Below are 12055 nucleotides of genomic sequence, written 5' to 3' on the forward strand. Positions count from 1 at the left end.
CGCCCAATCCCGGGTCCGCAAAAGCACGAAAGCCCGCTCGCGAAGGTCCGCGAAAACACGAAGGGCGGGAGTGCCACCGAGGGAAAACGCTCGGAACAGCGCACTATCGGAGTGAAGTTCGTGTTTTTGCGGACCGACCGCGCGCCCGATGCTGGGAGCCACGCGGAGGGTCGTTTCGACATGGAGTTCGCGCAGATTCATACGAGCCGCTGTAACAGGTTGGCGCCGCAGTTCACAGTCGTTGCTCGGGCAGGTCGCGCGTTCCTGCTACTGCTGCAAGCGCCATAGGGTCTCCTAAGTGGCTCACTAACGCGTCTCTCATCGCCGGCTATCCGGTCGCGCGGGACGATGCGATCTGGAGATCGAGCCACTCCTCTGCGGCATTCCTCAGCCGTGGAAGCATCGACACGTTCGCTCGGCGCCGATCTGCCGGGTCGGGGATGCGCTCTATATAGCCGACCGCTTCAAGCTGCTCGATATGCCTGAGCGCAGTGGTCATTGACGCCCCGCTGAGGGAGCAGAGTTGCGACACCGCGATGTCACGGTGCTCGCCCTGCGCTACATAGAGCTCAAGGATCATATCCCAGCTGGGATCGAGGAAGCGCGCCCCGGAAAAGCAGCGGGTGCGTCGACGGCGCCCGGCCAAAATCGCCTTAGCTTCGCCAAGGCGCAGGTCCGCGATCGTGCCCCCGGCAGCGGCGGCAGATAGCAGGCTTTCCTCGACGGCCTTACGCGGAAGACGGACGATGACGTCGATCAGTTCGTCGCCCGCTGATGCTGAAGCCATGATCGTCGCGATCCATTTTTCAGATAGGGCGCAGCATCACGCGGCAATCGCATCGTTCCCAGCGCAAGCGCGCCAAGCGCGAGATAGGCGTAGATACCGAGACCTGTGTGATAGGCGAAGAGTGGAATGCCGGGCAGTAACGCTCCGCACAGGCTCATAAACAGGCCGCCCAGCGCGAAGCCGGCTGCCCAGATCGGCCAGAAACGGATAGTCGTCACACCTAACCAAAAGAAGCCGCAGGCGACTCCCAGGTCCACAACCAACGTTGGAAAGTGCCCGGGATCCCAAGCGACCTTGGTAGAATAAACGCGCAGACCGGTCGTGAGAGCGAAGCCCGCCAAGTTTATTAAAACACCCAGTCGCTCAGGCCTCCCGCCGCGTACGAGAGCGAACAGAAGAACCACTGCCATTATCGCATTGAACAGTAAGGCGAGTAGAACTTCCACTTTCATACGCGGGTTCGCTTCAGGCAGTGGCCACTTCGACCGGTGATTCGATTTCGGCGTTCATCGGCGGCTTTGGGAGATTTTCTCCCCAGCTCGTCTCGTTCAGGCCGAGATGACGGCCGACCCGCTCCGTGAAGGGGTGAGCCCGCATCGCCATCTGATCCTGACCTTCGACCAGAGCAGCGAGCGCAGCTACCGTCGCTTTGACGGTTCGCTGCGCCATCGCCGGCGAGAGCCGATGAACCTCCGTCGCATCGAGCGTCGTCAAGAGGAACTGGGCGGTGTCGCGCGCCGCCAGGTTGATCGATCGCTCCGCCTTGCGAAGTTCATCCGCCACGATGCGACCAGTATTCTCGAGTGCCTGCATTACGTCTCCTTGGGCGCCGCAGCGCCGCTACCGTACCTTGAGGCCGAGCAGGAACGTCAGCGTCAGCATCACCATACCCGCGACGGTCAGGCCGATTGGAGTGAGGATCGCAATGATCGCACTCCAGATCGCCGCCTGCTTCCAGGTGAGCATGTTCGCTGCCGCCCCTGCGGTCGGCAACGGCGGTGGGAGAGGAAAGACGTGCTCATCGCTAGGTAGGACGATTGCAGGGGGCAAAGCCTCTACCCCTGCATCGTGCTCCGCGACGATCCGGGCGGCGTCGATCCGGCTCGTGGTGCCCAGCAAATTGTTAGCCTTCAACAATTGCTTATCGACAGCGCGGGGACTTGCCCCGGTTAACATCGCGATCTCCTTCGAACTTCGATGCTGGTAAACGAGACGGAGGTAGGAGAGCTGCCGTTCGCTCAATTGGTCGACAGGCGATGGTCGGTCAGAGCGCGCGGGGCTATCCGTGGCGGTTTCGCTGGCATCTGTCTTGTCGTATCCAGCGGGTGATATTTCCATGTGTCGACCCTGCAGGATGGAGCGATTCGCCGCCAGAAGTTCCGTAATCCATGTTGGGACGCGTCGTTCCAGCAGAACAGCCGGCCCGCGGGAAACGAACGGTAGCGAACCGATCCCGCGAAACTGTCATTCAGCAAACAGGCGGACGTAGCGGCGGGCAGATTGGCTCCCTTGAGATCGGGTGGTTGTCACGGTCGCAGTGCGGTACAGGCCGTCGGCTTTGCCTAGCGTCGCCGTACCCGCGGTCAGGCCGATCTGGCAGCAAGGGAGGAGAAGCGGCGCCGCCTTCCAAGTACAAGGCGTTAACGACTACCCGGTACAGGTTGTCGCCGGCTCCCGTACGGGACACGCGTGACCACTGGTACTTGTATCCGGCATGGCGAGCGCGTACATGGAGCGGGCAGGGAGACCTGCAAAGCGACTTATTCCGGCCCCGTGTTGGATGAGCGCTGTGGCTACCCAGGGTCTCAAACCCTGGTTGCCGGCCACCATTCTCCCTGACACGTTTCTGAGCCGCCCTTCGGGGCGGCTCTTTTCGTATCAGAGCAGATCGATCCCGTACTTTTCACGCAAGCCCTGCGCGTTCATCTCACCATCCACGATCCAGCGCCGCGCATAGGCCACGACATCGGCAAGCTGAAGCAGCCGGGAGGCCCCGGAATCAAGGCGGACGACCCGATTGACGCCTCTGAAGCGACCGTCGTCCTTGCGCGCCCGCTCCATCTCGGCATCAAAATCAGGGTGATCGTTATGCTGATTGACGTCGGTGATGACATCGACGTTGCCGACGCTGTCGCGCCCGAGCACTGAACGAAACCGCTTCATGCCGATCTTCACCGTCTCGACGACCGCTTGTGCATAGACGACCGGCGGGGCCCCCTGCCGCCCCTGAAAATGTTGGTTGATCATCACCACCCGATCGAGGTCGGCGCCAGCACGCAGGCGATCGAGCAGTCCTTGAAGATAGCCGTTCGCCATTTTCACGGCATGGACCTCGTTTGCATCCGCCGGCAGCAGGTCGCTGAACGCCTTGTCGAGACGCCCGGCTTCCCGAGCGAGGACGAAAAGCGCGCCGAGCTGAAAGGGGCCGCTGCCGGCGGTCCCGGACTCGTCGATGAAGCACAGCACCTTCTTGTTCAGGCCCTTCGTCACTCAGGCCTCCGCATCCGCCGGAGCCGCCGCTGGTCGGCGGCGCCGCATGCCAGGGCGGGCGACGGCCTGCCGCTTGGCACGCGCTTCTTCGGCTGCCTCACGGAAGTCCGGCTCGATCTCGGCCAGCTTGTCGACCAGTCCCTGAAGATCATATTCGTTCGAGATCTTGCCACGGTGCGACGCACGGCGTTCGATCCGGCGCACGAAGCCCGCCTCCTCCAGTTCCGCGATGTAGCGCTGCACCTGGCGCTCGCTGAGGTTGAGGCGCAGTGCAAGATCGGCCTTCTTCGGAAAGGGCTTACGGCCGGCATCCCACCAGAAATCGGCGAGCTGGATCAAAACGGCAAGCTGGGTCGGGTTGAGCCCGAGACGTCGCTGCGCGCGAAGCAGCAGCGAAGGCAACATGCAGAACCCGAGCGCGATCACCTTTGCGCCCCATTTATTGGCGGCCGCACCCGACTTTCGAGGCGCTTTCGCCGCGGATGCCGCTTCCAGCTGGCCATCTTCGCTTTCGATCTTGTCACTCATCCGATGTCTCCGTAGGCTCGCAGATGAGCGCTTGATAGGCCGAAGACAAGACTGACCGACCGGACACCTCTGCCTGGTCGGGAGGAGACAGATGCATCTCCTCGGACGAGGCAGAGGTGTCCGGTCTGAATAAGGACGCAAGTAACCCGATTAACCCGTAAACCGATTAAGCGAGATAAACAGGTACCAGACAAAGACGTCCGGTCGATTATCTTAAAGCGCAGCGGCGGCCGAGCGACCCGCCCTGACTGGACGGACGCAGAGCGTGCCCTCAAACCGGATCGGATCTCGGATCGCCACGTTGCGCGATCTTCAGAGGAACTTGTCGCCGGCGTGGTCGCGAAACGCTTCGTGATCGCGGACATAGCCGCTGACCGTCTCGATCGACCGGTGGCGGCTGTGGTCCTTCATCTTGAAAAGGTTCGCGCCTTGGCGTCCCGCCTCGGTGAGGAACCCAGCGCGCAGCGAATGGCCTGAGAACAGTTCGGGGTCGTAGCCCGCGGCGGCCGCGCGCGCTTTGACCACCAGTGCGACGCCGCGATCGCTCATCGGCTTTTCGGTCAGGCGCCCTTGTGGGGTCAATTTCCGGAACAGGAAGCCATCCGTGATCGGCGCCGCCGATATCCAGGCTTTATATAAGGCGACTGGTGCGATACGCCGGCGATCGGGAATGACCACGTCGGCGCCCCGTCCAAGCTGGTCGCCCTTGGCATGCGGCACATGGATGCGCAGACCCTCGGCCAGCTCGGTCACCTGCGAAAAACGGATCGCCACCAGCTCGGAGCGGCGGAACGCCCCGCCCATGCCAACTGCGAGCAGTGCCCTGTCGCGCAAGCTGCGGACGCTGTCGCCATCGATTGCGCGCAGCATGTCACGCAGGATATCGCCGTCAGCAGCGCGTTTCTTCGCGACCGGCTGGTCGCGCTTATCGGCACGCACGCCGCGCATCGCGCGCTCCAAGATGTTGGCGTTCACCTGATCGGTCGGCGGCGGGTGCCCCGCCGCGCGGTGGGCGAAGATGATCGCGGCGAGCCGTCGGCCGATGGTCGAGCGCGCGCGGCCCTGATCGGCGAGATCGGTCAGGAAGGCCGCAACGGTGACTGGCGTCGCTGGAAGGGTGACCAGCGCTCGCGCCGCGCACCATTGTTCGAAAATCGCCCAGTCTGACCGGTACGCACGTAGCGTCGCCGACGACGACGCACGCTCCATGTAGCGGGCGATCCGCTCCTGGTCATCGATGCCAAGCCCGGCGAGCGGCAGGTTCGCCTGTGCGACATTCACCAGGCTCTGGCGATCATCTAGCTGCGAGTGATCGTCGGCTATCGGCTCATCGTCGTCTATCGTCATCAGCCGAAGATCCCGCCAGCCCGCCATTCGCCGATGCGGGCAATCGCTTCGTCGGCGTAGGGGCGGGGGAGACCATCGTCCGGATCGCGCCAACCGGGATAAAGCTCGACGCTACCGCCACTTACACGCGCCAAGGCGATCGAGCCGCCGATATCGCTTCCTGCGTCCGCCGCGATCACCGCCTTGATCGCCCGCGCCGGCACATACTCGATGCTGCCGCCGAAACCCCCGTCGATGGCCGCACTGATCTCCGGTTTATGACTTCCCAGAAGATGGAAGCTCCCCGGCTGAGAAAGGTCAATCTCGCGCGGACCATAGAGGCGTCCGGCCTCATCACATCCGAATTTGAAGACCTGCACCGGCGGGTTGCCCGTGCGGTGCGGGGTTTGACCAACCACGAATGCCTCGAAGCGCCGCTCCGTTTCGCCGGCGTAGCGCGCGCCGATACGGCCGATCATGTCGGCAATGTCGCTGATCGTCGGAAATTTCTCGAACGCAGGGCCGTGCATCGCCTTCAGATACGAGGTCGCCAGCTGATACGTCGCGCTCGCTGGTTGAGTGTCACCAGCCCAGGCGAAGGCGATTTCGGAGTGGTAGGTTGGCGTCATGCCGGGACCGCCATCCTCGTGCTCCTGGAAGAACCGCAGCGTGATCGGGAGAATCTTCATCGCGGCGTCGGTCGTCGGGATGCGGCCATGCTCGGTCGGCATGCTGATCCGGCTATCGGCGGCCAGCCAGATGTCGCCCTCGTGGATCCACGGCTCGACCGGAAACTCCGGCGGCTCGCCCTCCCATGCTTCAATCAAGCTTCCTCGATCCATCAGCTCGCGCCGCCGCCAAACTACCACACTCGTCATGGCCGCGACCGTACCCGAAGCTGTAGGTTTTCCCGAATCAGTGGACGACGTCGCGCTCTGGAGCGTGCACCTTTAAGGGCAGACTTGAACCTGAAAGAGTGGATGTTCCGCGGCTAACGCGCAGCTGGATCTATGCAGGTTGCGCTAGCAGGTTACCTAGGTCGTATCTGCTGATGCTCGGCGCAATCGAGCACACGACGGCAGGCCAGCCCTCGACCTCCGCTCAATCACCGAAATCATCGTCATCAACCGACCCTGGCTTTGCAGATACTGAGCTCATAGGCATCAGTCTCTTTCGGCTCAGCCCAGCAGCGTGCAGTGTCGACCGGTTCCGCATCCAAGCGTCATTGACTAAGTCCTGCCACTGAATGACCTCTATCTGCCCACTATAAGCGCCGCGCAGAGGCCTAATGCGACCTTGGCCGTTCGCAGTCGTGTCCCAACTCGATAGCTGCTGGGTCAAGTCCCCCACAATGTCAGCAACAACATAACAATAGAAGATGCAATCCTTGGCTATCCTGACGCGTGAGCGTCCGAACGACTCAATTTCTCCGCCCTGCATTTGGGCTAAATACCTTGTGATCTGTTGCTCTATCTGGTCCTTGGCACCGCTATAGTTTCGCCGACCGGGTTTCTTGAATTCGACCACCATAACCCGGCGAAGCGGCTCCGATAGGTCAACCGCATCGGGCTGGTCAGGATCAGTGGAGCTCAGACCGTAAGCCAAGTCCCATAGGAATAGATCTGGCCGATCGGCCGTACCGCCTTCAACCAGTACTTCATCAAGGCGCTTGTCAGAGGAGAACGCGCGCGTGAAGGCGAGCCGCTCATCGACGATCCAGAGCTCGTGCGCCCGGCTCTTCAGCTCAGTCACGTCATCGCCACGAACGTTCATCGGGCAAATGAAGGAGTGAAGGGTCCGTTCCAGGTGATAGTCGTCGGCACTGCCATCGCGACTTCTGATCCTAGTGATGAGCTTTTCGAGTAGCTCCAGAGCAAGCTTGCGGCGCACGACGTGCTGCGCGAGGGCTAGCTGCTCCGAAGCCTGAATTTCGCGAGCTGCATCCGAGACGGTCTGGCCGAAACTGAAGGGGACGGTTCCGGCGTCAAGCGCATCAATGAGCCTTTGCAGCGCATCCTGTCGCTCCTCGTCCCGCCGGATCTGAAACTTAACGAGAAAAGAAGCGAACTCCTCTGGCGTCGCCGCATGAAGCGGCACTCGGCCGAGCTGTGTATCGTCATCGTCAAAACCGTAAGTGGGGTAGCGTTCGACGAAGGACTCGTACCGCTCCCTCCGCGTTTCGAAGTAGCGCCGCACCTGGTCTGGGATCATCTGCGATCGAACGGCATCCATACATTGCCGGCTGATCTGCTTGAGCGTTCGCTCCGTAAGGTTGAAGGCTGTTCGCCCCTCATTGACCCGTAGATCGAGGTACTCGCCCGAAACGCAGCCATGGAAGGCGAGGTCCTGTTCGCCATCACGCTCCAGACGCTCGACGCCAAGCAAGTTGTCAACCTTTCGGCTCTCGACGGTACGTCCATTGGCCAGAAGGTGCAGCTGATGAAGGCCCTCCAAACCCGTGCTCGCCTCAGGCTTGCAAAAGAAGCCGGTGATTTGGAGCTCGCCGAACTCGTCGCTCAAGATCGTTGCCTGCATCGGCTCGCCAACGACGAGGTCAGAAACCGCTTTCGGGTATTCTGTCACCTCACCGTCCACATCGACGAGGATCGTCGGACCACCACCTAGCAAAAAGTCCGCAATGAAGTGCGCGCTGAAGTAGCGCATGAAGGTGTCGGCTCGTTTGGGGAAGGGGTCAGCATACTCTCTCGTACGGAGACCGCGGAACTGCACCCTTGTGCCGTGGTGCCCGGCCGAGTCCGGCTTATCTTCGTACGTCGGCACAACTTGCTCGGCATTATTGAGGACGAACTCGAACGACCGCCGCTTGAACTCTGTGGCGTCGCGATACCCACTTTCGATAGTGATCCCGTCGAAGGCGTCTAACCAGAACAGGCGCCCCACGCCCTTGCCGCCTTTGCTCCGCTTAAAATCTGTATCGATGGTACAGAATGCTCCGTACCGCTCCTGATCGAGCCCGATCCCGTCATCAGCGACCTCAATGGTGATCTTCGCCGGGTCGCTTAGATGCGAAACGGATATGTCGATGCGTCCTTCGGACACGCGATCGTCAAACTCATCCTCGATCGCGAACATGGCATTGCTCACGGCCTCAAATAGCGGCTGCAGGCTCTGCGTAGCGTTCGACGGCTTGGGTAGCTTTCGGACGCGGTTCTCGATGTTAGGCGTGAGCGCCGGCAATGGTCCTGTCTCCCCAACGGATCGGCCGCTTATATCTCAGGCAGCGATCGCGGCGAGCCTGTCCTTGCGCCATAGCGAACGCGTCTGCTGACCCAGTAGGTTGAGCATACCGTACCCAAAAGCACGAACTTGCGACTACACCGTCCGCGGTCGCACGTTGGTGATGGTAATGCCAACGTCCGCGCTCGCCAGAGGTCCGTCTGTCGTAAACATCTCAGCTTGCAAGTCGATCGCCAAGGCAAGACATGCCCGCTCGCCGAGGGACAGGCCGAGCGCCATCGTCGCTGGCCGAAGGTCGCCTACTATGAGCGCCTGGGCAGGAGTAAGCGGCCGGACATCGAGGTGCAGCCCGCCAAGCGCCTCACGCACGTCGTCAAGTGGCAGTCCTCGGACCCGTAGCTTGGAAATGACCTCCGCGAGGTTGGTTGTTCCAATGATGCTGCGAGTCAGGACATCGACTACCCGATCCGCCCCGGGTTCATCATTCAGAAGGCAGAGCAGGGCGGAGGCGTCGAGTACGACTTTGCTACTCACGCTCCGCCTCACGCCGACGCTCCGCGATCAGCTCGCCAGCCAAACCGACGCCTTCGGGCACATACCTACGCAGGATCGCGCGAGCACGCTCAAGTGCCTTAGGCACGGAACGTACCCGCAGCTCGCCATCGTCCACATCGACGAGAACGGTGTCACCCGTGGTGATCCCGAGCTCACGGCGCATTGCCGCCGGGATCACGAGCTTACCACCGTCCACGATCTTGACCCTCTGTGCTTCCATCTGCACCAAACCCGCTGCTCTTACCCGCCCAACGGCCTTATACCGGAGAGCAAAGTCGGACACCAGCGTGGAGGCAGGGATCGATGCACGGCCGATCACCAATATAGCGTTCATCGATGATGGAGCAGCTACTTAGACCCGGCTCGCTTAGCTAGGCTACGTAGGACCGGTAGTTGCCGATCTGAGCCGACTGCTGCATGACTGGCTCACAAGGGTATACCCAAGAACGCCGGGCAGGAGTGATGAGTAGGTGGCAGGCAGCGGAGTGAAGGTAGCGCGCGTCTACCTGCGGGTTAGCACGGACGATCAGGACCTGACGCGGCAGGAGAACATCGTGGCCGGCGCCAAGGCGGCCGGCTTCTACGTCGCGGCGGTGTACCGGGAGAAGGCGTCGGGCGCGCGGCCGGACCGACCGGAGCTCCTGCGCATGGTGGCGGACCTGCAGCCGGGCGAGGTGGTGGTGGCCGAGAAGATCGATCGGATCAGCCGCCTGCCGCTGCCGGAGGCGGAGCTGCTGGTGGAGACGATCCGAGGCAGGGGGGCGCGCCTCGCAGTGCCGGGGATCGTGGACCTGTCCGACCTGGTGGCAGACAGCGCGGGCGTGGCGCGCATCGTGCTGGAGGCGGTGCAGGACATGCTGCTGCGGGTGGCGCTGCAGACGGCGCGCGACGACTACGACACGCGGCGCGAGCGGCAGCGCGAGGGCATCGAAGTTGCGAAGAGGGCGGGGCGTTACACCGGCCGCAAGCCGGATATCGCCCACCATCGACGCATCGTAAGTTTGAGGGAGGCGGGCATGAGCATCGCGAAAACTGCGGAGCTCGCCGGATGCAGCATCGCTCATGTCAAGCGCGTGACCGCACTCCACCGCTCGAGGGCGATTAAGCCCGAGCAGGGCGGCTGAGTTTTGTACGTGTTCCACCTGCCGATCATGCTGGTTTAGATTGCATCGCTCATCGGGCATCGCGCTAGGCTGCGGAGCGTGATGCCGGCCGTCACCGCGGGACATCTCCGCATAGCCAAGCCCATCCTCCGGTTCTGACACAGAATTTCGACACCTGTACGGCGTTGAGAACGCTGCCGGAGGTGGCCGGTGTCACAACCGGACGAGACCGTTGAAAAAATGCCTGCGCGAAATCGGCGTGGCGGATGTCTGGTGACGCCGGACACCGGAGGATGCGCCGCGTATCAGGCCGGCGCGGCCTGCCGGGCCAGCAGCTGGAGGTTGTATGCCGCGGCAGCCATGGTGAACTCCTCGGCTGCTCCGGCGAGGCCTCGCAGCTTAAGCGTTCGTAGCCCCAGGTTGCGTTTCAGGTGGCCGAACACGCGCTCGATCCGCTGTCTTCGACGCCGCGCGTGCACATAGGCGTCGGTGCCGGCAAGGGCGCGCACGGTATCGCGGGCATCCTCGCTGACGAGGCGGGTAATGCTGCGTTTCCGGCTGACGGTGCATCGGGGCTTCAGTTCGCAGCCAGCACAATCGGCAACATGGCTTCGGTATACGCGAACCTGGCTGGCGCGTTTGGTGCCGCAATAGCCGAGTGGCTTGTCCGCCGGGCAGCGATAGGCATCGGCCTCCCGATCGTAGTGGAAGGCATCACGGGTGAAGAAGGCGTCGCGCTGGCGGCTGCGGTCGATGACCGGGATGTATGGGGTGATTTTTCGGTCGATTAGCCAACTGAGCAACGGGCCGCTGCCATACGCTTTGTCAGCCGCGAGGCTCTCGGGTGTGATGCCCAGTGTGGTGCCGGCACGCGACAGCAGTGTCCGAGTTGCCGCGACCTCGGATGAAAAGCGCGCCGGCGTCGCCTCCACATCGAGGATGCAGTCGGTATCGAGGTCGAGCAAGGGGTTGATGGCGTATGCGTAGCGCGCCGGTCCGTGCTTGCAGGTGAGCGCCGCCTGCGGGTCGGTCGGCGAGATGCTGGTCGGATTGACGGTCGCAGGTTCGTCGGGATCTGGCGGCAACGCGGCGTCGAGCGCCGCCAGATATTCGACGACGGGTCGCGATATGCTTTCCCCGGCACGAAGCTCGTCTGCGACGTCGGCCCCCTTCAGCTTCTTCTCGCGGCTGGCGTCGGCCATGATGGTACTGCCGTCCACCGCCAAGTCGCGCCCCGCTACCAGCCCTGCCGCGTCGCACCGCGCGACCACCTGCTCGAACAGCAGACGATGCAGGTCGCAGGCGCGGAAACGGCCGTGCCGGTTCTTGGAGAAGGTCGAATGGTCGGGCACCCGGTCAGCCAGATCGAGCCGGCAGAACCAACGATAGGCGAGGTTGAGGTGCACCTCCTCGCACAGGCGGCGTTCCGAGCGAATGCCGAACAGGTAGCCGATCAACAGCATCCTGAGCATCAGTTCCGGATCGATCGAGGGCCGCCCGCTCGTGCTGTAGCTCGCCGCCAGCGCCTCGCGCACGAAGCCGAAGTCGAGCAGCCCGTCGGTGCGTCGGAGCAGGTGGCCGGCTGGCACATGGTCGTCGAGCCGGAAGCCGTAGAACAGCGCCCCCTGCGCCACCTGCCGACCCATCATGTCCGTGATCCCCCCACCGCTTTGCCGGAGTGAATCACGCCCTCGTCACCGTCGCAAGCAGCCGTTTTTCCAACAGCCTCGGACGGTTTTGACACCGACTTGCTGTTTACTGGCCTATAGGCTAGGGGGGTATCCTATGTCACATTTGTCTCAAACCAATGTCGATCTGGTCGCCCGCGTTCGTCGCATCGCCGGACAAGTCGGCGCGGTCGAGCGAGCACTTCAATCGGACTCGTCGTGTTCCGACGTGCTCCATCTGGTTGCCGCCGTGCGCGGGGCGGTGAATGGCCTCATGGACGAGATTATCGCCGAACACCTCGAAGCGCATGTGTCGCGGCCCGGCCTCGATGATGCCGAGCGGGCGGCAGGTGCCGAAGAACTGCTGGCGGTGATCCGCCGCTACGCCAAATAGGACGCTT

14 protein-coding genes are annotated in these 12055 nt (G+C 62.6%); 2 read left to right on the plus strand and 12 right to left on the minus strand.

Features of this window, described 5'->3' with window-relative positions:
- Positions 1–328 precede the first annotated feature (328 nt).
- The 11 genes from Q0L57_RS19330 to Q0L57_RS19380 form a co-directional block, all read right to left on the minus strand.
- Positions 329–787: a MarR family winged helix-turn-helix transcriptional regulator gene (locus tag Q0L57_RS19330; RefSeq protein ID WP_061781136.1), complete on the minus strand. Its 459-nt coding sequence runs from the start codon at positions 785–787 to the stop codon at positions 329–331.
- Positions 757–1239 carry a hypothetical protein gene (locus Q0L57_RS19335; RefSeq protein ID WP_082049413.1) on the minus strand — a complete coding sequence of 161 codons (483 nt, stop codon included), beginning with the start codon at positions 1237–1239 and terminating at the stop codon, positions 757–759. Before Q0L57_RS19335 ends, Q0L57_RS19330 begins: the two co-directional genes overlap by 31 nt.
- A gap of 13 nt (positions 1240–1252) precedes the next feature.
- Positions 1253–1600, minus strand: coding sequence for a hypothetical protein (locus tag Q0L57_RS19340; protein ID WP_043061526.1), 348 nt, complete (start codon positions 1598–1600; stop codon positions 1253–1255).
- A 27-nt stretch (positions 1601–1627) separates the two neighbouring features.
- Entirely contained in the window at positions 1628–2125 is a 498-nt protein-coding gene (locus tag Q0L57_RS19345; protein WP_082049410.1) for a LuxR C-terminal-related transcriptional regulator, read from the minus strand.
- Positions 2126–2665: 540 nt separating this feature from the next.
- Positions 2666–3277, minus strand: coding sequence for a DUF3800 domain-containing protein (locus Q0L57_RS19350; RefSeq protein WP_043061525.1), 612 nt, complete (start codon positions 3275–3277; stop codon positions 2666–2668).
- Complete coding sequence (locus tag Q0L57_RS19355) at positions 3278–3805, minus strand: helix-turn-helix domain-containing protein (protein WP_043061524.1); 528 nt, start codon at positions 3803–3805, stop codon at positions 3278–3280.
- A 312-nt stretch (positions 3806–4117) separates the two neighbouring features.
- On the minus strand, positions 4118–5152 hold the full coding sequence (locus tag Q0L57_RS19360) for a site-specific integrase (RefSeq protein WP_082049422.1): 1035 nt from the start codon (positions 5150–5152) through the stop codon (positions 4118–4120).
- Complete coding sequence (locus tag Q0L57_RS19365; protein WP_147035409.1) at positions 5152–6009, minus strand: hypothetical protein; 858 nt, start codon at positions 6007–6009, stop codon at positions 5152–5154. Before Q0L57_RS19365 ends, Q0L57_RS19360 begins: the two co-directional genes overlap by 1 nt.
- A 223-nt stretch (positions 6010–6232) precedes the next feature.
- Positions 6233–8329: an ATP-binding protein gene (locus tag Q0L57_RS19370; RefSeq protein WP_043061522.1), complete on the minus strand. Its 2097-nt coding sequence runs from the start codon at positions 8327–8329 to the stop codon at positions 6233–6235.
- 135 nt (positions 8330–8464) lie between these two features.
- Positions 8465–8875, minus strand: coding sequence for a type II toxin-antitoxin system VapC family toxin (locus Q0L57_RS34295; protein WP_353653269.1), 411 nt, complete (start codon positions 8873–8875; stop codon positions 8465–8467).
- Positions 8856–9104: an AbrB/MazE/SpoVT family DNA-binding domain-containing protein gene (locus tag Q0L57_RS19380; protein WP_043061538.1), complete on the minus strand. Its 249-nt coding sequence runs from the start codon at positions 9102–9104 to the stop codon at positions 8856–8858. Before Q0L57_RS19380 ends, Q0L57_RS34295 begins: the two co-directional genes overlap by 20 nt.
- Before the next feature lie 265 nt (positions 9105–9369).
- Here Q0L57_RS19380 and Q0L57_RS19385 point away from each other — a divergent pair, with 265 nt between their 5' ends.
- Positions 9370–10008 (plus strand): recombinase family protein, encoded by a 639-nt coding sequence (locus Q0L57_RS19385; protein ID WP_017980769.1) that lies wholly within the window; start codon positions 9370–9372, stop codon positions 10006–10008.
- Positions 10009–10292: 284 nt separating this feature from the next.
- Here Q0L57_RS19385 and Q0L57_RS19390 read toward each other — a convergent pair whose 3' ends face one another.
- Positions 10293–11636 carry an IS1182 family transposase gene (locus Q0L57_RS19390; protein WP_296744650.1) on the minus strand — a complete coding sequence of 448 codons (1344 nt, stop codon included), beginning with the start codon at positions 11634–11636 and terminating at the stop codon, positions 10293–10295.
- A 136-nt stretch (positions 11637–11772) separates the two neighbouring features.
- Between Q0L57_RS19390 and Q0L57_RS19395 the strand changes: the two genes are divergently transcribed.
- Positions 11773–12048: a metal/formaldehyde-sensitive transcriptional repressor gene (locus tag Q0L57_RS19395; protein WP_081609170.1), complete on the plus strand. Its 276-nt coding sequence runs from the start codon at positions 11773–11775 to the stop codon at positions 12046–12048.
- The last annotated feature ends 7 nt before the right edge of the window (positions 12049–12055 follow it).

Origin of the sequence: Mesorhizobium sp. (assembly GCF_024509055.1) — a bacterium.
Taxonomy (GTDB): domain Bacteria; phylum Pseudomonadota; class Alphaproteobacteria; order Rhizobiales; family Rhizobiaceae; genus Mesorhizobium.

Coding starts and splice junctions, on each gene's coding strand:
- Q0L57_RS19365 (WP_147035409.1), bottom strand. CDS start 6,009: ATGACGAGTGTGGTAGTTTGGCGGCGGCGCGAGCTGATGGATCGAGGA.
- Q0L57_RS19390 (WP_296744650.1), bottom strand. CDS start 11,636: ATGATGGGTCGGCAGGTGGCGCAGGGGGCGCTGTTCTACGGCTTCCGG.
- Q0L57_RS19355 (WP_043061524.1), bottom strand. CDS start 3,805: ATGAGTGACAAGATCGAAAGCGAAGATGGCCAGCTGGAAGCGGCATCC.
- Q0L57_RS19380 (WP_043061538.1), bottom strand. CDS start 9,104: ATGGAAGCACAGAGGGTCAAGATCGTGGACGGTGGTAAGCTCGTGATC.
- Q0L57_RS19360 (WP_082049422.1), bottom strand. CDS start 5,152: ATGACGATAGACGACGATGAGCCGATAGCCGACGATCACTCGCAGCTA.
- Q0L57_RS19330 (WP_061781136.1), bottom strand. CDS start 787: ATGGCTTCAGCATCAGCGGGCGACGAACTGATCGACGTCATCGTCCGT.
- Q0L57_RS19395 (WP_081609170.1), top strand. CDS start 11,773: ATGTCACATTTGTCTCAAACCAATGTCGATCTGGTCGCCCGCGTTCGT.
- Q0L57_RS19340 (WP_043061526.1), bottom strand. CDS start 1,600: ATGCAGGCACTCGAGAATACTGGTCGCATCGTGGCGGATGAACTTCGC.
- Q0L57_RS19345 (WP_082049410.1), bottom strand. CDS start 2,125: ATGGAAATATCACCCGCTGGATACGACAAGACAGATGCCAGCGAAACC.
- Q0L57_RS19335 (WP_082049413.1), bottom strand. CDS start 1,239: ATGAAAGTGGAAGTTCTACTCGCCTTACTGTTCAATGCGATAATGGCA.